We start from the raw sequence: 25,549 nt of genomic DNA on the forward strand, positions 1-25,549 counted from the left end.
GATGCTGTCGCCCGTCGAGTTCGAACGGCAGCAGGCTTTGATGGCTCAAGGCGTCTAGAAAACTAGGGGCTACTCAGATACCTTGAATTCCTATAGCGCTGGCCTTTTACATGCACACGAATTTTCTTCGGTCGGGTGGGGAATGGTTCGTTCCGCACGAAACGACGATTATTCTGCCTAACGGCAGCGAACTCCGGGTTGAAGGAATACCTTATGAAGGATGGGGAACTGACCCCGGTATGTACGGCTACTTCGCAAACCCCGATGCACCCGACCTATTTTCAGCTTCAAATTATACGGAATGGGCTATTGGCCCTCTAATGGCGTTCTTTCCCGAAGCGCAATCCGCCAACTCGGACATATATCAGGCTCAGCGTTGGAACAGTAAAAGTCCCGGCCATCCGGATCATAATCGACGTGACTGCCGGAAGTTGTCATAATGGTTGCAAAGCCGCAGTGGCTGCAATGAACCCCGAAGGTTCTGATTTCGATACGCCGGTTACCTGCCATGCTCACGCCCCTAGCGCAGGGCAAAGCGTCTCGCCAAGCTTGAATTAGCCCCCCCTCCCCGCGCCATGGTGCTGTAATTTCAAAGTTTGCGATGCGTTATCTACATTGCCGTGTGGGTCAAAAGGCCCGCTATGGCCGGATGCGCATGACCAACAGCCTGTAATGCGCCATATCCCCGCAACAGCCAGTCGCCTGCCTCTGAAACGTCTTTAGCGAACTTAACACGCTCAAAAACATTCCGAAGAAAATCACCGGTGCGTTTTACAATTGCCTCGTACGGTGGCGATTGATTCGCCTCTGGCATTCCACGCTCTAATGCCATGTAAGCGGTAATGACTGCTTTCAAAGACTCAAAAGAATCAGGCCATCCAAAGCTACCAACTCGCTCAATTCGAAATAGGAAACCTTCAAGTCCCTCGATGAGCGCGGCTCTTATAAAATCTCTGTCCACTATTTCGTGATCCCGCAACCACGATATTAGCGCCCTTACGTCGTCAGATATGATTTCTATTTCTTCATCATCGGGTATTTCGTAACCATAATTAATTCTGACGTAGCCGCTAGTCATTCTTATTGGTGTAAGGTTCGCATTAGCAAGATAGTTCTGGATCGAATGGTTCCACGTATTGCTAAGTCCATTTATAACAAACGCCTGCCTCACCCCCTCAAGGCAAGAATAAGCTGTGTCCTTGATATCTTCATCCAAATCAGTTTCGGCTATCATCAACTTCAACGCTTCTATTCTCTGATGAATCGACGCAAGGATGAGCATGAAGTCGGTCGACCAAGCGTTGACGCTAAACATGGCCGCTAAAGCTTCCGCGCCGGGACGATCCGCGTACTTCAGTCGCAGACGGAGACACAGGTCGGTGAAATCCCTCGCAGGGTCAGATTTTGTCGACATGCTTCACCATACCAGAGACCCTTCCTTCGAAAAGGGTCAATGTTGGAGTGCTAAGTCTCACCGGGGCATTTGGTGCGGTGGCTGCCTGATACCATGAAGGTGGTGCACCCGGCAGGATTCGAACCTGCGACCTACGGCTTCGGAAGCCGCCACTCTATCCAGCTGAGCTACGGATGCGTGCGGGTCGCTTAGCGTGGCTTAGCTCACCACGTCAACGGGCAAACGAACGGAAGAGCCTACTGTTTAGAAAAATGCAGCGTCCTTAGCGAACGGATACCAACCGCCCGAAGAGCAAATGCGCCCCCTACCTCCCCGTCGCAGCGGGCAGCAGGATTGGGTTTGAACGTTTGATCGGGAGGCATATAATCAGGACATGGCTGTATCCAACCAATTACACAAAGCCTTGGCAAGCGACGACCCCGCCGAACGACGCGACGGATTATTGCAACTCGCGCTGCTCTTGGGGGACCGAATAGAGCTATTAGATGGATTACGCCGTCAAGCAGAGCTCGCAGTGCAACAGATTGACCGCAACGAAGGCCACAAACCGGCCGACGGCCGTAAAGTACTCAAATCACGTCATCTAAAATCGACACAATCGACAGTGGAAAGCATCGAAGCGCTGATAGCAAGCACTTAAGGCCAGTGAGCGTGCACTATCAAGGCATTTCAGCCAGACGCTGCTGAGTTTAACTAACACCATATGTTAAACGAAAGTAACCTGATTTTCGCCGAAAAATGCTAGCCATTTGCTAGCCAGAATTCTCAATTAAATTTGAGAATCTCCCCGTAATCAACTAAGATTATTGAGAAATATTCAGCGAATTTTTCAAGGATTCCCGCTTTCGGAGGGCAGCGCTCTATCCAGCTGAGCTACGGGTGCGTGGGCTGGCCGACTAGCATCGTGCGCAACCCCGCGCCAGCCTTTTTATGACGGGGTCGCCGCTTTTGCGGCTTTGGCGACAGGCGCTGGCGTCTTGGGGCGATAGGTGCACAGGTCGGCGACCGGACAGCGCCAGCATTCGGGACGGCGCGCCTTGCAGATATAGCGGCCGTGCAGGATCAGCCAGTGATGCGCGTGTACCCGGAACGGCGCGGGCGTCGCCTTGTCCAGCTTCCGTTCGACCGCCAGTGGCGTCTTGCCCTTGGCCAGGCCGGTGCGGTTGCAGACGCGGAAGATATGCGTGTCGACCGCGAAGGTCTCGTGACCGAAGGCGACGTTGAGCACGACATTGGCGGTCTTGCGCCCCACGCCGGGCAACCGCTCCAAATCGGCGCGCTCCTCGGGAACCTGACCGCCATATTCGTCGACAAGCATCCGGGACAGCGCGATGACGTTCTTGGCCTTGGTGTTGAACAGCCCGATCGTCCTGATGTGCTGCTTCAGCCCATCTTCGCCCAGTTCCAGCATCTTCTCGGGCGTGTCGACCTCGGCGAACAACGCGCGCGTCGCCTTGTTGACGCCAGTGTCGGTCGCCTGCGCCGACAGCGCGACCGCGACGACCAGCGTATAGGGATTGCGGAATTCGAGCTCGGTTTCCGGATGCGGGTTCGCCTCCGCCAGCCGGTGATAGAATTCGACGATATCGGCCTTCTTCACGACGCCGCGTTCCTACAGGCCCAGCACGTCGCCCATGCGATAGCGACCCGGCCCCTGCCCCGCCAGCCACAGCGCCGCGCGCACCGCCCCACGCGCGAAGATGGTGCGATCCTGCGCGAAATGACCGAGTGTCACGCGTTCGCCCTCGCCCGCGAAGATCACCTCGTGATCGCCGATCACCGAGCCGCCCCGCAACGCCGCCAGTCCGATCGTCCCCTCGGTCCGCGCGCCCACCAGTCCGGCGCGGCCGTCCACGCGCAGCTCCGACAGAGGATGCCCGCGCCCCGCCGCCGCCGCTTCGCCCAGCAGCAGCGCGGTGCCCGACGGCGCGTCGACCTTGTGCCGGTGGTGCATCTCGGTGATCTCGATATCCCAGTCGCTGCCCAGCCGCGCCGCCGCCTCGCGCACCAGATTGGCGAGCAGCGTGATGCCGAGCGAGGTATTGCCGGTCTGCAGCACCGCGATATCAGCCGCCGCCGCGTCGATCGCGGCATGTTGCGCGGGCGACAGGCCGGTGGTGCCGATCACGATCGGCGTGCCCGCACCGCGTGCCGCCGCGAGATGCGCATCGAGCGCGCCCGCGATCGAGAAGTCGACCAGCACGTCCGCCCGTCCCGCGAGGATCGCCGGATCGTCGTGCGAGTCGCACCCACCGGCCAGCGTCGCACCCTCTCCCTCGATCAGTTCCGCGATCACGCGGCCCATCCGTCCGGCGCTGCCATAGATGCCGATGGCGGTCATGCGGAGGCTCCGATGGCGAGGGGAGAGGCGGTCGTCATGCGGCATTCCTTGGCACAAGCATGTTCCGGTGGAAACCGGTCGTTGGCGTCGGGTCAACGATCGGTGACGCGTTCCGGGTCATCGCTCCGCCGTTCGCCGATGTCGATGCGATTGCCGTCGGGATCGGCCAGGACGAAGGCGCGCTGGCCATAATCCTTGTCCGCCAGGCGCTTGACGATCCGAACCCCGTTCGCCTCGCAATGCGCGTGGAGCATCGTCACGTCGCTGACGAACAGATGCATGACGTTGACGGTGGAGGGATTGTGATCGGGCATGCGGCTGACATGGATTTCCGCGCCGTCGCGCTTGAGGACGAGGAATCCGACCGGGTCGCCATTCTCGAACACGCAGCGAAAGCCGAGGACGCGGGTGTAGAAATCGCGGGCGACCGCGATATCCCTGACCGCGATCCCCGGTGCGGCGCGTCCAAAGCGGATCGCGGACAAGGGCGGGTTCGGCATGATTGGGTCCTGTCGGGCAGAGGCGGCGGTGCGCGTACCGGGAGCGGAGCGGTGTCCTGCCACGATGCTGCGCAGTCGGGCGTTCGGAGTCAACCGTCGGAGCCGCATCCGCCTTTGTCCGGCGGCATGGTTGCCGGGCTCGCCTCGGTCCTCCACATGACGGTCATGCGCAATATCGTCATCCTCACCGGAGCGGGTATCTCGGCCGAGTCCGGCATCGCCACGTTTCGCGGCCCCGGCGGCCTGTGGGAAGGGCACCGGGTCGAGGATGTCTGCACGCCGGAGGCGCTGGCGGCCGATCCGGTGCTGGTGCATCGCTTCTACGACCTGCGCCGCGCGGCGCTGCGCGACGTCCGGCCGAACCCCGCGCATGAGGCGCTGGCGCGGCTGGACCGGGAATGGTCCGGCGCGTTGCTGATCGTCACGCAGAATGTCGACGACCTCCACGAGCGGGCGGGCGCACGGCGTCTGCTGCACATGCATGGCGCGCTGAACCAGGCCCTGTGCGCGGCGTGCGCGGCGCGGTTCGACTGGACGGCGGACCTGCCGCCGGGAACGCCATGCCCCACCTGTCACGCGCCCGCATTGCGGCCCGATATCGTGTTCTTCGGAGAGATTTCGTATGGGATGGACCGGATCGAGGCGGCGCTGGCCGAGGCCGATCTGTTCGTGTCGATCGGCACCTCGGGCGCGGTCTATCCGGCGGCGGGGTTCGTGCGGATGGCACAGGCCTGCGGCGCCGCCACGCTGGAGCTGAACCTCGACCGGTCGGAGGGCAGCGGATGGTTCGATGAAAGTCGGCTCGGACCGGCCGGGCAACTGGTGCCGGCATGGGTGGAGCAGATGCTCAGCGCGTGAGCGGCACGATCACCTCGCGGGCGCGGGGACCAAGCCGCTCGACCGCCGGGCCCTGTAGCCCCCGCGCCGTCACCAGAACGCCGAAGGCGCGCGGATCGGGCTTGTTGAACAAGAGCGGCTGGCCCAGCGCGTCGGCGACCCCCGCCCCCGCCTCGGACGCGATCAGCGCGGCGGCGGCGATATCCCATTCATTGCCCCAACGCAGCGTCGCCACCAGATCGGCCTCGTCGGCGGCGACCATCGCGATGCGCAGCGCGATCGAATTGGGCTTGAACACCGCGACCAGATCGCGGTCGGTCTTGGGCAGCGCATCGACCGGCACGCGCGCGCCGGGCATCTGGCGGCAATAGCCAGCACTCAGCGTCCGCCCGTTGCGCGTCGCCCCCGCGCCCGCCTGCGCCAGCCACAATTCGCCGCGCGCCGGGGCGGCGAGGACGCCGATCACCGGCCGCCCGTCCTCGATCAGCGCGACCGAGACCGCCCAGCCCTCGCGCCCGCGAATATAGTCGCGCGTGCCGTCGATCGGGTCGACCACCCAGACCCGGCGCGCAGCCAGCCGGTCGGGTTTGTCGGCGGTTTCCTCGGACAGCCAGCCCGCTTCGGGGACCAGCGCGCTCAGACGGGCATGAAGCATCCGGTCGACGTCCAGGTCGACCTCGCACACCGGGCTGCCCGGCGTCTTTTCCCATTGGCGGAAATCGGTGCGCCAACGGGCGAGTGCCATCGCCGCGGCCTCTCGCGCCGCCGCCACCACGGCCGGGATCAGGTCCGGCGTCGCGATCGGATCAGCCGCCGGCAACCGTCATCCCATCGATGCGCAGCGTCGGCACGTTCACCCCGTAGCGGAATTCCAGATCGTTGGCGGGAGTCATGGCGCGGAACATGTCCTTCAGGTTGCCCGCCACGGTGAACTCCGCAACCGGTTCGGCGATCCGTCCGTCGACAATCCGATAGCCCGCCGCGCCACGGCTATAATCGCCGGTGACCGGGTTCACCCCGCTGCCGATCAGCTCGGTGACGTAGACGCCGTCGGCGATCTCGCCGATCAGCGTGTCGACGGGCACGCGCCCCGCCGCCATGAACAGGTTGCTGGTCGACACACCCGGTGCCCCCGCCGTACCCCGCGCGGCATGGCCGGTGGGCTCCAGCCCCAATTGCCGCGCGGACGCAGAATCGAGCAGCCAGGTTTCCAGCACCCCGTCCTCGACGATCGCGACCGGCGACACCGCCAGCCCCTCTCCGTCGAACGGGCGCGAGCGGAGGCCGTGCGGGCGATGCGGGTCGTCCTCGATCCGGATCCCCTCCGCCATCACGCGCTCGCCCAGGCAGTCGAGCAGGAAGCTGGTCCTGCGGGTGATCGCGCTTCCCGCGATGGCGGAAACCAGATGGCCGATCAGCGACGAGCCGACTCGCGGATCATAGACGACCGGCATCGCGCCGCTCGCCAGCTTGCCGGGGTTCAGCCGGGCGACGGTCCGCTCGCCCGCGCGCGTGCCGATCGCCTCGGGACTTTCGAGCAGACGGCGCAACCGGGCGCCATGATGCGCATAATCGCGCTGCATCCCCGCCCCCTCGCCAGCGACGACGCTGACCGACAGGCCATAGCCGGTCGCGGCATAGCCAGCGGCGAAGCCATGACTGGTCGCCAGCGCAGAGACGACGCGCGAGGCCGACGCGCCGCCGCCCTCCGAATTGGTGACGCCGGGAACCGCACGCGCGGCCTCCTCGGCTTCCCGCGCGGCGGCGCGCAACGCCTCGGGCGAGACCTCGCCGCCATCGTCCAGGTCGAGCATCGGCGGCGCACCGCGCAGCAGCCGCTCCTCGGGTGCCAGCCCCGCCCACCGATCCTCGGGCGCTTCGCGCGCCATCGCGACGGCACGCTCGACCGCGAGGGCCATTGCGTCGCCCGACAGGTCCGAGGTCGAGACGCTGGCCGAGCGCCGCCCGACGAACACGCGCAGGCCCAGCTCCTCGCTCTCCGAGCGCCCGACATCCTCCAGCGCACCCAACCGCACCGACACCTCCAGCGCGGCATCGGCGGCAAAGATCGCATCGGCGGCATCGGCGCCCGCCGCGCGGGCCCGGGCAACGATATCGGCGGCCCGGTCGCGGGCTTGTTCGGGGGTCAGCATGGGTACGGACTTAGGGGGGCGAGGGACGGGATGCCAGTGCTTGTGTTCGGTCAGTCCCGATAGGCGATGGCGGGGGACCGGGATATGGTGGCCAGCGACGATCCGGCGGATCAAGCGCGTTTGATGCCCAACGCCTTCCCAATCAGAGCGGTTTCCAGAAGGGCAGCGGGGCGAGGTCTGGTTCGATCCAGCCCCGGCGAGCCGCCACGCTGAACAACACCTCGCGGCTCCAATATGTGAGAAGCCAGTCTGGACGACCGTATCGTGACGCCATCAAAGCTGAATGCACGACATGAAGGGGTACGTCCTCGGGATAGCTGGCGAGATAGTCCGCTGCTCCACGCATCGATGCCAAGGTGATCGTGTGGTGATAGCCACCCGTGTCGGTGTTCGCGGTCTTGGTCGCCTCATTGTATCGGGAAATGAGCGTTCGTATTTCGTCCGCTTCGGTAAGTTCGCAGCGATGGCGGCAAAGCCAAAGTGCCGCAGCGAAGTGGCCTGCATGTGTCCACTCGCTCTTTGGCAGAGTGTGGTCGATCACACCCAATGCGACACGTTCAATCGCGGCGTCATCAAAGATATGCATTGCCCTGTTGTCCTTAAAACTAGGCCCAACCGGCAAAAAAAACCCCGCCGATTGGGCGGGGCTGTCAGCATCACGCTAAGGGATATGTTCTTCAGCTATCCCATGAGCCGAGCGCGCGCACAGACACCGCCGTAAAATTGCGGCGTTGTTGTTGGATGTGTGCAGCCACGCGGATCATGCGAGTTTCGTAACATCGCTCAATGCCGTGCTCAATCCGATTCCCGTTTCACCATCCTTTTGGGAAGGGCGGCGGGGCCACTCAATGTCGGCTATTGCATTACGCCTGCTCGAAAGCTGCCGGTCGGCAATCCATCTAGGCCCGCTCGACATTCGACTATGCCTGCCCTTCCCTCGCCCCTCGTAGAGGGGAGAGGGAAGAATGAGCTGAATGTCGATCCGGCCTAGCTTCGGACATCCCCCGAATACAATCCTCTGGGAGAAATGCAGAGCCCCCCACCATATAGGGACCGAGCCCTGATCGCCTTCCTCTCCAGCAACCGCCCGTCCTATACCGGTGCGGCATCCGCTCCGGCGCCGTAATGGTGCCAGGTGAAGATCGCGAGCGCGCTGCGGTGCGGGCGGAACGCTTCGGCGAGTTCGCGGACCAGCTTTTCCGAAGGGCGCGTCTCGTGACCGAGGATGCGGCCCATCTCGATCTGTACCGCGAGGTCGCCAGCGGGCCAGATATCGGTCCGGCCCTCCGCGAAGAGCAGATAGACCTCCGCCGACCAGCGGCCGATGCCCTTGACCGCGACCAGTTGCGCGATCGCTTCCTCGTCGTCCAGCGGAAGGTCGGAAAGATTGAGCCGCCCGCTGGTCACCTCTTCGGCAAGGCTGCGCAGATAGCCCGCCTTCTGCCGCGAGATCCCCGCGCCGCGCAGGTCTTCGTCGCTGACGCCGTGCATCCGCGTCGGATCGGTCGCATCGCCGAGCAGCTCGTTCAGCCGCCGCCAGTGCGCGTCCGCCGAGGCGACCGACACCTGTTGGCCCAATATGGTGCGGACCAGCGTGGCATAGCCCCGCGCGCGGATTCGCGGCGCGGGATAACCGATCCGGCCGAGTGCCGCGGCAATCTCGGGCGAGGCGGCGGCGAGCGCATCCATGCTGTCGCGAATCTGTTCGGCGCTCAGCCCCATGATGCTTGATCCGCGCGTTCAGGCCCGGCAGAGCCGCGACCAACAAGGAGAATGGACATGCCCAAGCTTATCGTCGTGACGCGCGACGGGGAAGAACGCGAAATCGACGGCGAGGCCGGTCTGTCGGTGATGGAAGTGATCCGCGACGCCGGAGTGGACGAACTGCTCGCGCTGTGCGGCGGCTGCTGTTCCTGCGCGACGTGCCATGTCCATGTCGACCCGGCCTTCGCCGACAGCCTGCCCCCGATCGGCCCGGACGAGGACGACCTGCTCGATTCGACCAGCGACCGCGACGCCACCTCGCGCCTGTCGTGCCAGTTGCCCTTCGGCGAGGGCCAGGACGGGATGCGGGTTCGGATCGCGGCGGAGGATTGACGGCGCATCGCCGTTGAACGTCGCAGGGCGGGGTTATGGCCCCGCCCTTTTTTTATGCGAATGGCAGGCCGGTTTGCGCGGGAGCCCGTTTCCCGTGGCCTTCGACTTCGCACAGGCGGAACGGTGGGGAAATGGGGTCGACCGACCTCGCCAGCGGCCGCCACCTTGCCAACACGATCGAAGGCCGTTCACGCCGAGCGACGTCGAAGCGTACGCCCGGCGCTCATCCTCCGCGCGCAAAAAGGCGGCAGGGACCGGCCCCGCCGCCTGGAATTTCACCGCGCCGCCACCGCATACAAGGCGATCGCCGCCGCGTTGGACACGTTCAGGCTCTCCACCTTCGGGCTGATCGGCAGCTTGGCGAGTTCGTCGCAATGCGCCTCGGTATTCTGGCGCATCCCTTCGCCTTCCGCGCCCAGCACGATGCAGATGCGCTGCGTCCCCATCGCTTCCGCCAGCGTCTGGGTGGCGTGGCCGGTCAGGCCGATGCGCCAGAAGCTGGCTTCCGCGATTTCCTCCAGCGCGCGGGCCAGGTTCACCACGCGAATCCACGGCACCGTCTCCAGCGCACCGCTGGCCGAACGCGCGACCGTACCCGATTCGGGCGGCGCGTGCCGGTCCTGGGTCACGATGCCCAGCGCGTCGAACGCCGCCGCCGAGCGCAGGATCGCGCCGACATTGTGCGGGTCGGTCACCTGATCGAGCACGACGAGTGGCCGCTGATCGTCCTGCCCCTCGAGCAACAGGTCGCCCAGCCACATATCCTCCAGCGGATCGACCTCCGCCACCAGTCCCTGGTGCGGCGCGTCGGAGGGGACCAGCCGCCCCAGATCCGCGACGTCGGCATAGGTGATCGGCACGACCGGCGGCAGGTCGAGCGCGGCCAGCGCCTCGCGCGTGCCCCAGATCTTGCGCACCGTGCGGTTCGGGTTGGCGAGCGCCGCCGTCACCGCATGCCGCCCCCAGAAGCGCGGGCGGTTGGATGAGGCCTGGCTGGGGCGATGTCCTCGGCGTGCCATCAGTCGTCGGTATCCGTATATGCAAAGGGGTTGGTCGGCGCCGGCTGGGTGGGAACCGGCGGGCGCGGCAACGCCTTGTCCGCATTCGCCGCCGCGAGCAAGACCCCCGCGAGCACGACCGAGGCCTGGCGCATGTCCTCGCCCTTCAAATGGTCGAAGGTATCGGCCGAGCTATGGTGGATCCGGCTGCCATAATCCAGCGGGTCCTGGATGAACTGGAAGCCCTGTACGCCGACCGCCTGCATGAAGACATGGTCGGTGCCGCCGGTCGTCCGCTGCACGACATTGCCCGCGCCCATCGAGGCATAGGGCGACAGCCATTCCTTGAGCATCGGCACCGCCGCCGGGTTGTTCTCGGCATAGAGCCCGCGCAGCTTGCCCGAGCCGTTGTCGATGTTGAAATAGGCCGCCAGGTCGCCATAGCCGGGCTTTGGTGTGATCGGCCAGCGATTGGTCCAGCCATAATAGCGCTTGAGGCCCGTCTGCGGCGCGTCGCCGGGGCGACCGCGCGTCGCCAGATGCTGCTCGACATAGGCCATCGAGCCGAGGATCCCCTGCTCCTCGCCCGACCACAGCGCGAAGCGGATCGTCCGCTTCGGGCGCTGCCCGGTGGCGGCGAGGATCCGCGCCGCCTCCATGATCATCGCGCTGCCCGCCGCATTGTCCGCCGCGCCGTCGCCCGCGACCCAACTGTCGAGATGCGCACCCGCCATCACATAGCCCGCCTTGGGATCGGTGCCGGGGATCTCCGCGATGATGTTGTACGCATTCTCGTCGCTGTCGTCGTAGCGCACGTCGCTCAGCACCTCGATCGTCGGTGCGGGGCCGATCTTGGCGAGACGCGCGAGGCGACGATAATCCTCCGCCGCCAGTTCGATGCCGGGCACCACGGGCGTCTCGCCGCGACCGAACAGATAGCCCTCGCCGTGCAGCAGCTTGCCGTCGCGATAGCTTTGCGTGACATAGGCGACCGCCCCCTCGGCCTTGAGGAAGGCGTCGAGCTTCTGCGCGAAGTCGAGCCGCTTCATCCGGCGGTCGGCGCTTTCGGGATCATGCTCGGGCTGGACATAGACGTCGAGCTTGGCGATGTCCTCGCCCGACAGGCGGCGGAAGGGCGCGGTGCCGGGCTCGTCGCCGGTGCCGGGCATCGACACCATCACGATCTTGCCGCGCAACTGGCCCCGGAACTTGTCGAAGTCGCGTTCGCGCTTCATCGGCGCGACGATGACGGGGGCGGTTACCGCGCCGTTGGTGGCGGGCGTCCAGGCGATCGGGATCGCGGTCAGCTGCAACGGACGCGGCGACACCATCCGCACGCTCGCCCGCTCGATCGACCAGCCGCGCCCGAAGGGAAAGCCTTCCTTATGGACGTTCTTCAGCCCCCATCTGGCGAACTGCTCGGCGGTCCAACCCTCGGCGGTGCGCATCGCGGGGCTGTTGGTCATGCGCGGGCCGATCACGTCGGTCAGGTGCTCGGCGGTCTGCATGACCTGGCTGTGATTCATGCCCTCGTCGATGATAGCGTTGGCGGCGCTCCGATCCTGCGCGGAGACGGAGGCGGCAGGCGACAGGGCGATCGCCGCGACCGCGACGAGCAAGGAAACGCGCATAGGAAACGGACCCCCCGGATAAGCTGATATGGGTCAGAGGCTATGTCCCGATGCCCGGACTTGCAAGCGGGCCGATCGGACGGCATCCGTCCAAAACGCACAAAACGGCGTTGACAGGCCGCGCCAGCTTCGGCATTGGGCCCGCCTCGCTCCGGTGGAGCGACACCCCGGAAGGGTGGCCGAGTGGTTAAAGGCAGCAGACTGTAAATCTGCCCGCGTGAGCGTACACTGGTTCGAATCCAGTCCCTTCCACCATCCCCGCCCATCGGCTAGGGTCGATCACGGCGCTGGATATGAGCGGGTATAGCACAATGGTAGTGCAGCAGCCTTCCAAGCTGAATACACGGGTTCGATTCCCGTTACCCGCTCCATCCCCGACGACATGTCACCCGACACATCGCTGTTCGAAGCGGAATCGATGACGCTTGCGTCGCGAGCGGCTTGACGCATACGTCAATACGCGCCATCGGCCACGCCCTCTCCCGCCGGAACAGAAAGATCAACCCGACATGGCATCGGTCAATTTCGACATCCCTCATGCATTGGGTCATGCCGCGGCGCGTCGCCGCATCGAACAGGGGCTGCCCAAGCTGGAGGCCAAGATTCCCGGCGGCGGCCAGGTCACGTCCGAATGGCCGGCGGACGACCGGCTGATGCTGACCATCATCGCGATGGGCCAGACGGTGAAGGCCGACATGAACATCGCCGACGACGCGCTGCGCGGCACGGTCGCGATCCCGATGATGTTGTCGATGATGGCCGGGCCGATCGGCGAATTCGTGAAGACCAGCGCCGAGAAGATGCTGGCGAAGGCGTAAAGTCTGCTCGCCGGTACGGGGAGGTGGCAGGCGGAAGGCCTGACGGGGGGCTTGTCGCGAGGGATGCCCGCATGGCACTCCCCCCCTCCACCATGCTGGGCCTGGCTCCCAGGACCACTTCCCCCTTGCCCCCGGCGGCGCGGCACGCCACCATTTCCGGCGATGCCCACATTGCCCGCCGTCACCACCATCGCCCAGACCATCCAGCTTTCGCTCGCGCCGGTCTTCATGCTGGCCGCGATCGGGCAGTTGCTCAACGTGCTCGCCGGGCGGCTGGCGCGGGTGATCGACCGCGCGCGCGGACTGGAGATGATGATCCACAAGGTCGATGACGGACCGGAGCGAACGCGGCACAAATGGGAGTTGCGGCTGCTCGACCGGCGCATGTCGATCATCAACGCCGCGCTGTTCCTGGCGGTGTCGAGCGCGGTGATGGCCTGCATCGTCATCGCGGTCCTGTTCATCGCCAATCTCGGCAAATTCCATATCGGCACCTGGATCGCGCTGGCCTTCATCATCGCGGTCTGCCTGCTGATCCTGTGCCTGATCGCCTTCATGATCGAGGTCCGCATCTCACTGCGCGCCATCCATGTCCGCAAGGAAATCCTGGATTGACCGTCACCCTGGCGGAGCGGCGGGCGTTGCAGGCCGTCGTCGCCATCGCCTGCCTGGTCCCGCTGGCGATCGGCGGGATCAGCGTCGCCAGGGGGCCGGGCTGGCTGGGCCATGCGCCGGTCGTGCCGACCGATCTGGACAGCCAGTTCCGCTATGTCTCGGGCATCTTCCTGGCGCTGGGCGGCGCCTTCGTCACCTGCATCCCCGCGATCGAGCGCAGAGGCGCGCGGTTTCGGCTGCTCGGCCTGCTGGTCGTGGCGGGCGGGCTGTCGCGCGCGCTGTCCTGGGCGACCGTCGGCGCGCCCTCCGCGGGCCACCAGCTGGGGCTTGTCATGGAACTGGGCGTCGTCCCGCTTCTTATGCTGTGGCAGGCCCGCATCGCGCGCGGGTATCGCTGACACCCAGGAGCCGAACGATGCGTTTTTCCGACCGTGCCTTCCTCGTCACCGGCGGGACGTCGGGGATCGGCCTCGCCACCGCCCGGCGACTGATCGACGAAGGCGCGCGCGTGCTGGCGACCGGGCGAAGCGCCGAGCATATCGCCGAGGCGGAATCCGCCCTGCCCGGTGCGACGATCCTGAACCACGACGCCGCCGACCCCGCCGCCAATGATGCGCTGGTCGCGGCGGTGCGCGCATTCGCGAGCGACGGGCTGGACGGCGCCTTCCTCAACGCCGGGATCGGCCGCTTCAAGACGCTGGAGGCGATCGATGCGGAGGAGTTCGACACGCATTTCGATCTCAACGTGCGTGCGCCCCTGCTCCAGGCGAAGGCGCTCGCCACGGTCATCAAGGACGGCGGCGCGCTGTTGTTGATCGGGTCGGGTACGGTCGGCGGCGGCCGGGCCGATGCGCTGGTCTATGCCGCCAGCAAGTCCGCGATCCGCCAGGCGGCGCGCAGCCTCGCCACCGAATTCGCGCCGCGCGGCATCCGCGTCAATGTCGTCGCCCCCGGCGCCACCGAAACCCGCTTCCACACGCGCGGCGGGATGAACGACGCGGACCTGGCCGCATACAAGGCGAAGGTGTCGAAGGCGGTGCCGCTCGGCCGCCTCGGCAAGCCGGAGGATGTCGCCGGGGTCGCCTGCTTCCTGCTGTCCGACGATGCCGCCTATGTCACCGGTTCGGAATACCGGGTCGATGGCGGGCTCACCATGGCATGACGGCGGTCCGGTGGATCGCCAAGGGCCTGGCGCTGATCCTGATCGTCGTCGGCCTGACCGCGACCATCGTGCCGCATTATCTCGACCGGCTCTATTATGAGGGACCGGAAAGCGGCCATTACGACGGCGCGCGCTTCTTCAACCCCGATGGCGACGCCGATACGCTGCGGATGCCGACGCGTGGAGGGCGGGGCGGATTTCTCTGGCGGCAATTGACCGGCGACGATGGCCGTCCGGCCTGGCCGGAGACGGTCGCGGTGAACCAGACCAGGCCCGAGGCGCGCGTGGACGGACAGCGCATGGTCGCCACCTGGATCGGCCATGCCACGGTGCTGGTCCAGACCCAGGGGCTCAACATCCTGACCGACCCGATCTATGCCGAGCGGGCGGGCCCGCTGGGCTTCGGGCCCCGGCGCGTGGCGAAGCCCGGCGTGGCGTTCGACGACCTGCCCCGGATCGACCTCGTCCTGATCAGCCACGATCACTATGACCATCTCGACCAGGCGGTGCTCCGCAAGCTGTGGCAGCGCGATCGCCCGATGGTCGTCACCAGCCTGGGCAATGACAGCGTGATCGGGCAGGTCGGCGTACCCGCCACCGCGCTCGACTGGGGGCGGGAGAAGCGGATCCGGCCGGGCGTGTCGGTGGTCGTCACCCGCAACCATCACTGGGGCAGCCGCTGGTTCGCCGACCGCAACCGGGCGCTGTGGTCCAGCTTCGTGGTCACGCTGCCGGGCGGCAACATCTTCTTTGCGGGCGACACCGGCATGGGCGACGGCCGCTGGCCCGAGGAAGCCGCCGCGCTGGGCCCGGTGCGCCTGGCGCTGCTGCCGATCGGCGCGTTCCGCTTCGTCCCCGGCCAGATGGCGTCGGGGAGCCATATCGGGCCGTCGCAAGCTGTGCAGGTCTTCGAACGGCTGGGCGCCTCGACCGCGATCCCGATCCACTGGGGCACGTTCCGCCTGTCCTATGAGGCGTATGACACCCCGCCCAGGCTATTGGATGCCGCGATGCGATGCTCCTGGGCACCGGCGTCGCGGCCCGGAGCGCGATTCTCCGCGGTTCGCCTGGGCGAGCCGGTGACGATCGGCCCGGTCGTCACGAGCCCGCCGCCCGTCATCGCATTTCCTCAGCAGACCAGCGACGGCGAGATGCGAAAATGCCTGGATACGCCACAGGTTCGCGCGCTGCGCTGAAGCGAGATGATTGGAGCTGTAAGCCCCCTCCCCCGACGGGGGGCCTACAGGCTTGATCGACCCGATGTCATTGCGCGCCAGGGTTCTTTGTGCGGCGTTCGACGGCGCGCACGCCCAGCCGCTCAAAGCGCCGCCACCGCCCCCGGCTTGAGCAGATCGAGGATCGCCGCCGTCGTCGCCACCGCACCGGTCACGATCGAGGGCTCGGGCGCGATCTTGAACTGTGGGGAATGGTGCGAGGCGACCGCAGGCCCGCCCGCCTTCGCCGCCGCCAGCACCTCGGCCGGGGTGCCGCCGACCGACAGATAATAGCCGCGCACGCCGCTGTCGGGCTGGACCAGATAGGCGAAGTCCTCCGCCCCCATGCCCTTTTGCTCGAAGGGGGTGACGCGGTCCTGTCCGAAGGTCGTGACCATCACCGCGTTCAGCCGCCGGGCGAGCGCGCTATCGTTGATCGTCGTGGGCGTCCCCTCGGTCACCGTCACGACCGGCATCCTGTCCTCGGACATCCCGTTCAATACGCCGATACCGCGTGCCACACGGCCGATACCCGCGATCAGCCGCGCGCGCTCCACCTCGTCATTCGCCCGCACCGTGACTTGGAGTTTCGCCTCATCCGAGATGATGTTGTGCTTCAGGCCCGCATGGAACGACCCGACGGTGATGACGCCGGGCTTGAGCGGCTGTTGCTCGCGGCTGATCAGGCCTTGCAGCGCGATGACGAGTTGCGACGCCATGTAGACCGGGTCCTTGCCCATATGCGGGCTCGCGCCATGCGCGCCGATGCCGGGGACCGTGATGTCGACCGAATCGGACGAGCTATACTGGATGCCTTCCGATGCCGAGACTGTGCCCGCCGCCCGCTCGGCATCGACATGGAAGGCGAGCGCATAGTCGGGCTTGGGGAAGCGCGTATAGAGGCCGTCCGCCAGCATCGCCTTGGCACCGCCGACCCGCTCCTCGGCGGGCTGGACGATGAAGACGACCGTCCCGCGCCAGCGCCCCTTGAGCGCCGCCAGCCGCCGCGCGGTCGCGACCATCGCGGTGATGTGCGTGTCATGGCCGCAGGCGTGCATGACCGGCGCCTCGACCCCGTCGACACCGATCTGCCGCACCGTCGAGGCATTGGCGAGCCCCGACTTTTCGGCGACCGGCAGCCCGTCCATGTCGGCGCGCAGCAGCACGACCGGGCCCGCACCGTTCTTCAGCACGCCGACGACGCCGGTGCCGCCGACCTTCTCGGTCACCACCATGCCCGGCACCGCGCGCAGCTCCGCCGCCATGCGGGCGCCCGTCTTGACCTCGCGGAAGGAAAGTTCGGGATTGCGGTGGAACCAGTCCCACAGCTTGCCCAGGTCGCGGTCGTAATCGGCCTTCACCGCGGCGGCGTAATCGGGCTCGGCGAAAGCGGGTGCGGCGGTCAGCAACAGAGCGGCGGCGATGGCGTGACGCATATTATCCCCTTTTTGTGCTTTTGCCCCATGCTATCCCAGAAGGACGGGTGACGAAACGGGAACAGATACCCATATTGCGGCGCATGGCGATCCAGATCCGCACCACCCTCGACGAACCCGAAACCGGGGTCAGCTTCATCCCCCACCGCCCGTCGCGCCCGGAAAAGGCCGAGGGGGGCAAGCGGTTCGAACTGGTCACCGAATATACGCCCAGCGGCGACCAGCCCGCCGCGATCAGGGAACTGACGGCGGCGGCGCGCGCGGGGGACAAGGATCAGGTGCTGCTGGGCGTCACCGGATCGGGCAAGACCTTCACCATGGCCAAGGTCATCGAGGAATTGCAGCGCCCCGCCCTGATCCTCGCCCCCAACAAAATCCTGGCGGCGCAGTTGTACGGGGAGTTCAAGAACTTCTTCCCCAACAACGCGGTCGAATATTTCGTCAGCTATTACGACTATTACCAGCCCGAAGCCTATGTCCCCCGGTCCGACACCTATATCGAGAAGGAAAGCTCGATCAACGAGTCGATCGACCGGATGCGCCACTCGGCCACCCGCGCTCTGCTGGAGCGCGACGACGTCATCATCGTGGCCTCGGTGTCGTGCCTGTACGGTATCGGCTCGGTCGAAACCTATTCGGCGATGATCTTCGACCTGAAGAAGGGCCAGAGCGTCGACCAGCGCGAGATCATCCGCAAGCTCGTCGCGCTCCAATATAAGCGCAACGACGCCGCCTTCATGCGCGGCAATTTCCGGGTGAAGGGCGACAATCTGGAGATCTTCCCGTCGCACTACGAGGATTCGGCCTGGCGCGTATCCTTCTTCGGCGACGAGATCGAGGAGATCGTCGAGTTCGACCCGCTGACCGGCAAGAAGGTCGCGCATCTCAACTCGGTACGCATCTATGCGAACAGCCACTATGTGACGCCCGGCCCGACGATGAAGCAGGCGGTCGAGGCGATCAAGTTCGAGCTGACGGAGCGTCTCAAGGAACTGGAGATCGAGGGCAAGCTGCTGGAACGCCAGCGGCTGGAGCAGCGGACCAACTTCGACCTGGAGATGATCGCCGCTACCGGATCGTGCAACGGCATCGAGAATTACAGCCGCTTCCTGACCGGCCGCCTGCCGGGCGAACCGCCGCCCACGCTGTTCGAATATCTGCCCGAGAACGCCGTGCTGTTCGTCGACGAGAGCCATGTCACCATCGGCCAGATCAACGGCATGTCGCGCGGCGACCACCGTCGCAAGATCACGCTGGCCGAATATGGCTTCCGCCTACCCTCCGCGATCGACAACCGGCCTTTGCGCTTCAACGAATGGGACGCGATGCGCCCGCAGACGGTCAGCGTCTCGGCCACGCCCGGCAGCTGGGAGATGAACCAGACCGGCGGCGTCTTCGTCGAACAGGTCATCCGTCCCACCGGGCTGATCGATCCGCCGGTCGAGATCAAGCCCGTCGAGGAACAGGTGCAGGACCTGATCATCGAGGCGAGGAAGACCACCGAACTCGGCTATCGCACCCTCGTCACCACGCTGACCAAGCGGATGGCGGAGGATCTGACCGAATATATGCACGAGGCGGGGATCAAGGTCCGCTACATGCACTCCGACGTGGAGACGCTGGAGCGTATCGAGCTGATCCGCGACCTGCGGCTGGGCGTCTATGACGTGCTGATCGGCATCAACCTGTTGCGCGAGGGGTTGGACATTCCCGAATGCGGGCTGGTCGCGATCCTCGACGCGGACAAGGAGGGTTTCCTGCGCTCCGAAACCTCGCTGATCCAGACGATCGGGCGCGCCGCGCGCAACGTCGATGGGCGGGTGATCCTCTATGCCGACCGGATCACCGGTTCGATGGAACGCGCCATGTCCGAGACGTCACGGCGTCGCGAGAAGCAGATGGCCTACAACACCGAGCATGGCATCACGCCGCAGACGATCCGCCGCCAGATCGGCGACATCATCGCGCACGTCGCCAGCGGCGATCAGGTGACGGTGCCGATCGACGAGGACCGTCCGCACATGGTCGGCCATAACCTGCGCGCCTATATCGAGGAGCTGGAGAAGAAGATGCGCAAGGCGGCGTCCGACCTCGAATTCGAGGAAGCGGGCCGGTTGCGCGACGAGATCCGGCAGCTCGAGAATGAGGAACTGGGCCTGCCGGTGCACGAGCAGAAGGCACCGATCATGGGCCGCTCCAATGAGGGCAAGCCGGGGACACGCAAGACGCGGTTCGGGAAGAGCAAGAAGTTCGCGAGTGGGCGGAAGGCGAACTGATCCATGGGGGGGCGCACTGCTTGGCGGAGCCCTCCCCCATCCCCTCCCGCTTGCGGGAGGGGTGCGTTACCTGGCTGGCGTTAAAGCGCTACGTCCGAGGATTTCCCGACGCCTCCACCGGCACGCCCCTCTCCGCGAATACCGCCCTCACCCCAAATCCAGATTCTCCGTCGCCACGCCATAATATCCCGCGACCCGGTCGGCATAAGCCTGATCGAACACCGGCGCATTATTGGCCCAGCTCGGTCCGCCCTCGAGCAGGCGGCGATCGACGGTGATGACATATTGGTCGCCCACCGGGTCGAACTGCAACAGGCTGAACGGCACCGGGTAGAAGCTCTTGCCCATGCCCAGGAAGCCGCCGAGCGCCAGCACCGCATGGGTCGCGCGGCCCGAGCGCTTGTGGACCATGAAAGACGAGACGCTGCCGATCGCGTCGCCGTCGCGACTTTCCAGCTTCAGCGTTCCCGCGACATTGGACTGGACCAGGATCAGGGTCGACGTGTCGTGATCGGCCATTCTTAACCTCCGTTTATCGCTCCCCAGAACCCGCCAGAGCGAGGCGCGGTTCCGATGCCCGCCGCATCGGCACGTCCCATCGCAGCGCAGGGTTGAGCCCGGCCGCCCCCTACCCCATAGGCTGGTTGCGATGCGTCGCCAGTTCCCTGCTTCCCTCGCCACGACGATCGTCGCGGCCGCCGCCCTGTCGGGCTGTATCCCTGCCGCCCCGCACCCCGAGGCGCCGGCGCCGGTTCGGCCGAGCCCGCGCCCCGCGCCGCCGCCGCCCGCGCCGCGCCCGGTGCTGGGGTCGGACTGGCGCGACTGGCCGCTGACGCCGGGCGACTGGCGGTATCAGCGGACGGCGCAGGGATCGACCGCGATGTTCGGCACCGGCGGCGTCACCCGCCTCACCCTGATATGCGATCCGCGCACCCGGCAGATACGGCTCGGCCGCCCCGCCTCGGTCGCTGGCAGCGTCACCATCCGCACCTCCAGCACGACGAAGATCGTCACCGCCCAGGCGGTCGCGGCCGGGGCGGAAATCGCGCTCGGCGCCAACGACCCACTGCTCGACGCGATGGCGTTCAGCCGGGGTCGGTTCACGATCGAACAACAGGGGCAGGTGCCGCTCGTCATTCCCGCCTATGCCGAAATCGGCCGGGTGATCGAGGACTGTCGGGGCTGAATGCGACGAACTTTGGCGGCCAAGGATGGTCGGCCAAACATCGTCGCATTACAAGTCTTGTTTATCGCCCCGCGACTGCGCACATTGACGGTGCGTTCTTCAAAGGGCGCATAGGCTATCCACTAGCGAAAGGAGGTGATCCGATGTCTCATGGTTCAGCAATGGGGTCGGTTCAGTTCGTTCGGGGGACCGGCTTCTGACATCGATGGGCGCGACGCGGGGGGTATCCTCCCCCAATCAACGGTCGCGTCTGATGTCATGAGGCCCGCATGGTCTCCCGGGCTGGAGCTCTCCGGCCGCTGACCATGTTTAGGGGTTGCCGGGGCCGTCGCGATGACGTCCCGGCAGCCTCTTTTCATTTTCGGGAATGTTCAGGGTTTTGCCCGGAGCCCATTCGGCGATGGCGTAGGGTCCTGCATCACGAGCCGCAGCGGCTTGTCCCCCGGCACCAGCAGTGCGGGCACATCCTCGCCCGCGCGCAGCAGCACCTGATCGACGGGAATCGCATCGTCGCTCTCGCCCGCGATGAACGCCTGCACCAGCCGCTCGCCCTTTTGCGGCACGAAGCCCGCCGGGATCGCCATGGGCTTGCGCCCCATCGCCGCCAGCCAGTCGGGACGCCCCTTCACCATGCGGGTGGCGGGATGATAGACCTGAAGATCGACGGCATCGGCATATTGGCCGACCGTGACCGGGCGATCGCCCTTCAACAGCACGGTGGAGCGCTGTAGTCCCTTCGCCGCCAGCGCCCGGCGTGCCAGCCCGGTGTCGCGACCCGCGCCGGGCCCCAATGTGACCTGATCGATGGTCAACGGATCGATCCCGGTCTTCGCCTTGAGCCGCGCCGCCATCCAACTGATCGGGGCATCGCCGTCTGAGCCCTTGATCGGTCGTTCCGCGACATGGCTGAACCCGACATAGATAAAGACTTTCGCATCAGGGGAGGCGGCCAGCGCCCGGGCCAGATGATTGGCCTGCGCTTCTTCCCGCCGGGCGATGCTTTCCGCCCGGCCGGCCGGCTCGCCCCGCTCCTCCTCCGCTTGCTCGTAGCTCAGCGGACGATAGCCCAGCGCCAGCGACTGCCGGACGAAATCGCCGAAGACGGGATCGTGGGTGTAATAGCCCGTTCCTTGCGTCGGATAACCCTGCTTGGCCAGCTTCGACATGGCGACGCCCTTGTCGCCGCCCATGAACGTTTCCGCCGCCAAGACCGAATAGCCCAGCGGTCGAAGCGCCCGCGCCACCTCCAGCGCAAAAGCACGATCGCGCGGCAGTCCATGGTTCTCGTTGAGGATGACCACACGGGTCTGGGCCGCCCGTGCGACGATCTCGGGAATCGCATCCCGCAAGCTCGCTGCGGCAACGCGATCCTCCATGGCCCTGGCTTCGGCGGTCTGGGCGGGGACAGGTTCAGGCTCGACCGGCTCGGCGGTCATCAGCGTACGAAGTTCCGCCCATTGATCGTAAAGGAAGCCGGGCTTGGGCTTGCCCGCCGCGTCGAAGGCCAGCGGGCGCAGCGCTTCGGTCGCATCCAGATAACGGCCGCTATCAAGCCGATCTCCCGCTGCACTGGCGGCGGCGAAATCGGCCTGGGTCGGCCCGTCCTGCGCCATCACGGCGGCGGGGAGCATCGTCAACACCACCACCGCCGCCGCGCGCAAGATCACTCCGCCTTCTCCTCCCGGTACTTCATCTCCAGGAACCGCCCGCGCGTCGACAGGCTGTCGAGATCGGCCTGGGCGAGACGCTGGGTCATGTCGCCAATTTCCTGTTCGATCAGCTTGAGGCCATCGAGCAACTGCGCATCGGGCGTCCGGCCATTGCGCTCGACCCGGCGCAGGGGTTCCGGCACGCGTTCGTAATCGCGCAGGAAAGCGGGGAGTTGCTCGCCGATCAGGCGGCGGACCTCCATCGCCTCGGCAGTGTCGTTGTCGACCCCCGCGAGCTGCGGCGAGAGCGTGTCGAGCCGCCGTCCGATCCGGTCGACCAGCTGCACGGCGGGCGCCGGCAGGAGCGGCCGCTGCGCCTCCAGCCAGCGTTCGGTCTGCGCGGGGAGCGCCTTGATATCGACCTGCGCCAGCTTGGCGGGCGTCGGCGCCCGCGCGGCGGGGGCGAGCGCGATGGTCAGCGTCACCGCGAGCATCAGCATCATCGCCGCCAGCGCGCCGAATATCCCGATCCCGCCAGGCAGGATGAGCCCCGTCACCATCGCCGCGATCAGGATCGCCGCGTTCGCGATAGCGATCAGGATCACCCGCTGCATCGCCGAGCGCGCGCGGCGGCGCACCCGCTTGACCGTCGCTTGCGCCTGCCCGCGATAATCCTGCGAGATGCGCGCCATCACCTCGCGCGCACGCTCGATCTGGGCATCGACCTCGTTCGAGCGGGGCGTGGTCACGGTCTTACAATGCCTCCAGCTTGAAGGACGACGCCGACGCGGTCAGCTGCGGGTTCTGCGCACCCTCGGCGCGCGCGATATAGCCCTTCGACTTCTCGACTTCCTGACCCAGCGTGTTGACCGTGGTCTTCATCGAATCGAGCGCCTTCAGCTTGAAGCTGTCGATCGCGTCCATCGTGTCGTAGATATTCTGGAAGGCGCGCTGCAGCGTCTCCAGCGGAATGGTCGAGGCCGCCGCCTGCTCATGGATCTGCGCGGTCTGGCTGCGCAGCAGCTTGCCGGTCGAATCGATGATGTTGGCGGTGGTGGTGTTGAGCGCGGTGATCTGGTCGAGCACCAGCTTCTGATTGGCCAGCGCCTGCGCCACGGTGACGGCGGTACGCAGCGCCGAAACCGTGGTGGTCGAGGCGCGGTCGACGCCCTTCACCAGCTCGACATTGTTCTTCTTGACCAGATCGAGCGCCAGATAGCCCTGCACCGTGACCGCCATCTGGGTCAGCAGATCCTGGGTCCGCTGGCGCGTGTAGAACAAAGCCGTCTCGCGGATCGCCTTGGCCTTGGCGGGATCGGTATGATCCAGCTCGTTTGCCGTATCCTCCAGCTTGGCGTCCATCGCCTTGGACAGGTGGATCATCTGCTCCAGCCGCCCCATGGCGGACCAGAGGTTGGCGCGTTCGGTGTCGATCGCGGCATTGTCCATCAGCAGTTCGTCACGGCCCGAGGACAGGCTCTTCAGGATCGCGGCGATATGCGTCTGCGACGAACGATAGCCGTCGAAATAGTCGCGCATCTTGTTGCCGAAGGGCAGGATGCCGAGCAGCTTGCGCGGCGCGGAGAGATTGCCCTGGCGACCGGGATCGAGGCTTTCGACGACGCGGCGCAGCTCGGTCAGGTCCTTTCCGACCCCCGTCTCGCCATTCATCGCCTTGACCGGACGATCGAGGAAGCGATTGGACTGGCCCGCCGCCTCACGAATTTCCTTCTGGCCCATCGCGGTGATCGCGTCGACGCGACGGCCGAATTCGGGGCTGTTGACGTCCTGCGCGATCAGTTCGGCGACGAAGCCGTCGACCTTCTGTTCGAGCTGCGTCCGGGTCTTGTCGTCGACGGGGACCAGCCCGGCGGCCTGGGCGGGCGCGACCGTCGGCACGGGATCGGGCGGCGTCAGCGTCAGCCCCTTTTCCTGGGTCACGGTATCGGCGGTCGTGGCCATTCCATAGTCTCCAAATGCGCGTGTCTAGTGTGGAGGGGATGGCCGCGGGGTTCAAGTGTGTTATGCGGATAATACTATGGACGGGGTCGCATGGACCCTGCCCCCCTCACGCGTCGAACAGGCCGTCCTGCGATCCGACCGGCGGGTTCAGGCCCAGATGCTTCCACCCGCCCGCGTTCAGGATCCGCCCGCGCGCGGTGCGCGCCAGCAGGCCGAGCTGGATGAGGAAGGGCTCAATCACCTCCTCGATCGTGTCACGCGGCTCGGACAGACCCGCGGCCAGCGTCTCCACGCCCACCGGCCCGCCGCGATAGACATCGGCGATCATCGTCAGATAGCGTCGGTCCATCGCGTCCAGCCCCAGCGCATCGACCTCCAGCCGGTTGAGCGCCTGGTCCGCCGCCGCCGCATGGACGACCTCATGCCCCGCCACGCTCGCGAAGTCGCGCACGCGGCGCAACAGCCGCCCGGCGATACGCGGCGTGCCGCGCGAACGCCGCGCCACCTCGATCGCGCCATCCTCGGCGATCGGCAGGTCGAGCAGGCGCGCCGCGCGGACGACCACGCGGGTCAGTTCCTCGACCGTGTAGAATTGCAGCCGTACGGGGATGCCGAATCGATCCCGCAAGGGGGTGGTGAGCAGCCCCTGCCGCGTCGTCGCGCCGACCAGCGTGAAGCGCGGCAGGTCGATCCGCACCGAACGCGCCGACGGTCCCTCGCCGATCATCAGGTCGAGGACGCGGTCTTCCATCGCGGGGTAGAGGACTTCCTCGACCGCCGGTTGCAGACGGTGGATCTCGTCGATGAACAGCACGTCGCCGTCCTCGAGATTGGTCAGCAGCGCGGCGAGGTCTCCCGACTTGGCGATCACCGGGCCGGAGGTCGCGCGGAAGCCAACGCCCATCTCGCGCGCGATGATCTGCGCCAGCGTGGTCTTGCCGAGGCCGGGCGGCCCGAAGAACAGCACATGGTCCAGCGCGTCGCCACGCCCACGTGCCGCCTGGATGAAGACGCGCAGATTGTCGCGCGCCGCCTGCTGCCCGACGAATTCGTCGAGACTCTTGGGGCGAAGCGCGGCGTCGACATCCTCGGGACGGCGGCTGGCGGACAGGAGGCGATCTTGGTCGGTCACGCGTCACGCCCTAGCGAGCGCGGGCGGGGCGTGTCGAGCAGCAGCATCCGGACGGGGTCGGCGAACATTTGACGAACATAGCAGGGGACGGGCGACAAGGACAACCGCGTGCGCAGAAAGCTGATCCG

The 25,549-nt window shown here is 66.0% G+C and carries 26 protein-coding genes and 3 tRNA genes; 12 read left to right on the forward strand and 17 right to left on the reverse strand.

Annotation, left to right across the window (positions count from 1 at the left end):
- Positions 1-610: 610 nt before the first annotated feature.
- Together LRP66_RS10370 and LRP66_RS10375 are read right to left on the reverse strand one after the other, a co-directional pair.
- Entirely contained in the window at positions 611-1,315 is a 705-nt protein-coding gene (locus LRP66_RS10370) for a hypothetical protein (RefSeq protein ID WP_230482477.1), read from the reverse strand.
- Positions 1,316-1,514: 199 nt separating this feature from the next.
- Positions 1,515-1,591: transfer RNA gene (locus LRP66_RS10375), tRNA-Arg, on the reverse strand.
- A 196-nt stretch (positions 1,592-1,787) separates the two neighbouring features.
- On the opposite strand from LRP66_RS10375, the gene LRP66_RS10380 reads away from it, so the two are divergent.
- Positions 1,788-2,054: a hypothetical protein gene (locus LRP66_RS10380; protein WP_230482478.1), complete on the forward strand. Its 267-nt coding sequence runs from the start codon at positions 1,788-1,790 to the stop codon at positions 2,052-2,054.
- 288 nt (positions 2,055-2,342) lie between these two features.
- Here the strand turns inward: LRP66_RS10380 and nth are convergent, their stop codons facing one another.
- The 3 genes from nth to LRP66_RS10395 all read right to left on the reverse strand — a co-directional run bounded on the left by nth (position 2,343) and on the right by LRP66_RS10395 (position 4,255).
- Positions 2,343-3,014, reverse strand: a complete 672-nt coding sequence (gene nth, locus LRP66_RS10385; protein ID WP_230482480.1) for an endonuclease III — start codon at positions 3,012-3,014, stop codon at positions 2,343-2,345.
- Between the two features lie 12 nt (positions 3,015-3,026).
- Positions 3,027-3,755, reverse strand: a complete 729-nt coding sequence (dapB, locus tag LRP66_RS10390) for a 4-hydroxy-tetrahydrodipicolinate reductase (protein WP_230482481.1) — start codon at positions 3,753-3,755, stop codon at positions 3,027-3,029.
- Positions 3,756-3,847: 92 nt separating this feature from the next.
- On the reverse strand, positions 3,848-4,255 hold the full coding sequence (locus LRP66_RS10395) for a glyoxalase superfamily protein (protein ID WP_230482483.1): 408 nt from the start codon (positions 4,253-4,255) through the stop codon (positions 3,848-3,850).
- A gap of 156 nt (positions 4,256-4,411) precedes the next feature.
- Here LRP66_RS10395 and LRP66_RS10400 point away from each other — a divergent pair, with 156 nt between their 5' ends.
- On the forward strand, positions 4,412-5,113 hold the full coding sequence (locus tag LRP66_RS10400; protein WP_230482615.1) for an NAD-dependent deacylase: 702 nt from the start codon (positions 4,412-4,414) through the stop codon (positions 5,111-5,113).
- Here the strand turns inward: LRP66_RS10400 and LRP66_RS10405 are convergent.
- The 4 genes from LRP66_RS10405 to LRP66_RS10420 form a co-directional block, all read right to left on the reverse strand.
- A complete protein-coding gene (locus LRP66_RS10405) occupies positions 5,103-5,912 on the reverse strand; it encodes a 3'(2'),5'-bisphosphate nucleotidase CysQ (protein ID WP_443026685.1) in 810 nt (269 codons plus the stop codon). The two genes, LRP66_RS10400 and LRP66_RS10405, sit on opposite strands and share 11 nt — an antisense overlap.
- Positions 5,899-7,245 carry a TldD/PmbA family protein gene (locus LRP66_RS10410; RefSeq protein WP_230482485.1) on the reverse strand — a complete coding sequence of 449 codons (1,347 nt, stop codon included), beginning with the start codon at positions 7,243-7,245 and terminating at the stop codon, positions 5,899-5,901. Before LRP66_RS10410 ends, LRP66_RS10405 begins: the two co-directional genes overlap by 14 nt.
- 142 nt (positions 7,246-7,387) lie before the next feature.
- Complete coding sequence (locus LRP66_RS10415; protein WP_230482486.1) at positions 7,388-7,831, reverse strand: hypothetical protein; 444 nt, start codon at positions 7,829-7,831, stop codon at positions 7,388-7,390.
- A 506-nt stretch (positions 7,832-8,337) separates the two neighbouring features.
- Positions 8,338-8,967, reverse strand: coding sequence for a DNA-3-methyladenine glycosylase family protein (locus LRP66_RS10420; RefSeq protein WP_230482487.1), 630 nt, complete (start codon positions 8,965-8,967; stop codon positions 8,338-8,340).
- 57 nt (positions 8,968-9,024) lie between these two features.
- On the opposite strand from LRP66_RS10420, the gene LRP66_RS10425 reads away from it, so the two are divergent.
- The gene (locus LRP66_RS10425) at positions 9,025-9,342 is read left to right on the forward strand and encodes a 2Fe-2S iron-sulfur cluster-binding protein (protein ID WP_230482488.1); all 318 of its coding nucleotides are present in this window, start codon (positions 9,025-9,027) and stop codon (positions 9,340-9,342) included.
- A 275-nt stretch (positions 9,343-9,617) separates the two neighbouring features.
- Here the strand turns inward: LRP66_RS10425 and rlmB are convergent, their stop codons facing one another.
- Positions 9,618-10,361, reverse strand: a complete 744-nt coding sequence (rlmB, locus tag LRP66_RS10430) for a 23S rRNA (guanosine(2251)-2'-O)-methyltransferase RlmB (protein WP_230482489.1) — start codon at positions 10,359-10,361, stop codon at positions 9,618-9,620.
- Positions 10,361-11,971 carry a M20/M25/M40 family metallo-hydrolase gene (locus tag LRP66_RS10435; RefSeq protein WP_230482490.1) on the reverse strand — a complete coding sequence of 537 codons (1,611 nt, stop codon included), beginning with the start codon at positions 11,969-11,971 and terminating at the stop codon, positions 10,361-10,363. The genes rlmB and LRP66_RS10435 overlap by 1 nt, the downstream gene beginning before the upstream one ends.
- A 169-nt stretch (positions 11,972-12,140) precedes the next feature.
- Between LRP66_RS10435 and LRP66_RS10440 the strand changes: the two genes are divergently transcribed.
- The 7 genes from LRP66_RS10440 (at position 12,141) to LRP66_RS10470 (ending at position 15,762) form a co-directional block, all read left to right on the forward strand.
- Positions 12,141-12,226: transfer RNA gene (locus tag LRP66_RS10440), tRNA-Tyr, on the forward strand.
- 42 nt (positions 12,227-12,268) lie between these two features.
- Positions 12,269-12,342: transfer RNA gene (locus LRP66_RS10445), tRNA-Gly, on the forward strand.
- A 138-nt stretch (positions 12,343-12,480) separates the two neighbouring features.
- Positions 12,481-12,789, forward strand: coding sequence for a polyhydroxyalkanoic acid system family protein (locus LRP66_RS10450; protein ID WP_230482491.1), 309 nt, complete (start codon positions 12,481-12,483; stop codon positions 12,787-12,789).
- Positions 12,790-12,951: 162 nt separating this feature from the next.
- On the forward strand, positions 12,952-13,404 hold the full coding sequence (locus tag LRP66_RS10455; protein ID WP_230482492.1) for a DUF2721 domain-containing protein: 453 nt from the start codon (positions 12,952-12,954) through the stop codon (positions 13,402-13,404).
- Positions 13,401-13,802 (forward strand): DUF4345 domain-containing protein, encoded by a 402-nt coding sequence (locus LRP66_RS10460; RefSeq protein ID WP_230482494.1) that lies wholly within the window; start codon positions 13,401-13,403, stop codon positions 13,800-13,802. Before LRP66_RS10455 ends, LRP66_RS10460 begins: the two co-directional genes overlap by 4 nt.
- A 17-nt stretch (positions 13,803-13,819) precedes the next feature.
- On the forward strand, positions 13,820-14,566 hold the full coding sequence (locus LRP66_RS10465) for an SDR family oxidoreductase (protein ID WP_230482495.1): 747 nt from the start codon (positions 13,820-13,822) through the stop codon (positions 14,564-14,566).
- Positions 14,563-15,762 (forward strand): MBL fold metallo-hydrolase, encoded by a 1,200-nt coding sequence (locus LRP66_RS10470; RefSeq protein ID WP_230482497.1) that lies wholly within the window; start codon positions 14,563-14,565, stop codon positions 15,760-15,762. Before LRP66_RS10465 ends, LRP66_RS10470 begins: the two co-directional genes overlap by 4 nt.
- 122 nt (positions 15,763-15,884) lie before the next feature.
- Here the strand turns inward: LRP66_RS10470 and LRP66_RS10475 are convergent, their stop codons facing one another.
- Positions 15,885-17,216 carry an amidohydrolase gene (locus LRP66_RS10475; RefSeq protein ID WP_230482498.1) on the reverse strand — a complete coding sequence of 444 codons (1,332 nt, stop codon included), beginning with the start codon at positions 17,214-17,216 and terminating at the stop codon, positions 15,885-15,887.
- Positions 17,217-17,299: 83 nt separating this feature from the next.
- Between LRP66_RS10475 and uvrB the strand changes: the two genes are divergently transcribed.
- Complete coding sequence (gene uvrB / locus LRP66_RS10480) at positions 17,300-19,492, forward strand: excinuclease ABC subunit UvrB (protein WP_230482617.1); 2,193 nt, start codon at positions 17,300-17,302, stop codon at positions 19,490-19,492.
- Positions 19,493-19,639: 147 nt separating this feature from the next.
- Here uvrB and LRP66_RS10485 read toward each other — a convergent pair whose 3' ends face one another.
- Complete coding sequence (locus tag LRP66_RS10485; RefSeq protein WP_230482500.1) at positions 19,640-20,011, reverse strand: PRC-barrel domain-containing protein; 372 nt, start codon at positions 20,009-20,011, stop codon at positions 19,640-19,642.
- Positions 20,012-20,141: 130 nt separating this feature from the next.
- On the opposite strand from LRP66_RS10485, the gene LRP66_RS10490 reads away from it, so the two are divergent.
- Entirely contained in the window at positions 20,142-20,678 is a 537-nt protein-coding gene (locus LRP66_RS10490) for a hypothetical protein (RefSeq protein ID WP_230482502.1), read from the forward strand.
- Between the two features lie 371 nt (positions 20,679-21,049).
- Here LRP66_RS10490 and LRP66_RS10495 read toward each other — a convergent pair whose 3' ends face one another.
- The 4 genes from LRP66_RS10495 to ruvB all read right to left on the reverse strand — a co-directional run bounded on the left by LRP66_RS10495 (position 21,050) and on the right by ruvB (position 25,421).
- The gene (locus LRP66_RS10495; protein ID WP_230482504.1) at positions 21,050-22,345 is read right to left on the reverse strand and encodes a hypothetical protein; all 1,296 of its coding nucleotides are present in this window, start codon (positions 22,343-22,345) and stop codon (positions 21,050-21,052) included.
- On the reverse strand, positions 22,342-23,076 hold the full coding sequence (locus tag LRP66_RS10500) for a hypothetical protein (protein WP_230482506.1): 735 nt from the start codon (positions 23,074-23,076) through the stop codon (positions 22,342-22,344). The genes LRP66_RS10495 and LRP66_RS10500 overlap by 4 nt, the downstream gene beginning before the upstream one ends.
- Before the next feature lie 4 nt (positions 23,077-23,080).
- Positions 23,081-24,289, reverse strand: coding sequence for a toxic anion resistance protein (locus tag LRP66_RS10505; protein ID WP_230482508.1), 1,209 nt, complete (start codon positions 24,287-24,289; stop codon positions 23,081-23,083).
- A 106-nt stretch (positions 24,290-24,395) separates the two neighbouring features.
- A complete protein-coding gene (ruvB, locus tag LRP66_RS10510; protein ID WP_230482510.1) occupies positions 24,396-25,421 on the reverse strand; it encodes a Holliday junction branch migration DNA helicase RuvB in 1,026 nt (341 codons plus the stop codon).
- Positions 25,422-25,549 lie beyond the last annotated feature (128 nt).

This window comes from Sphingomonas sp. Leaf21 (assembly GCF_916858675.1).
GTDB lineage: Bacteria > Pseudomonadota > Alphaproteobacteria > Sphingomonadales > Sphingomonadaceae > Sphingomonas.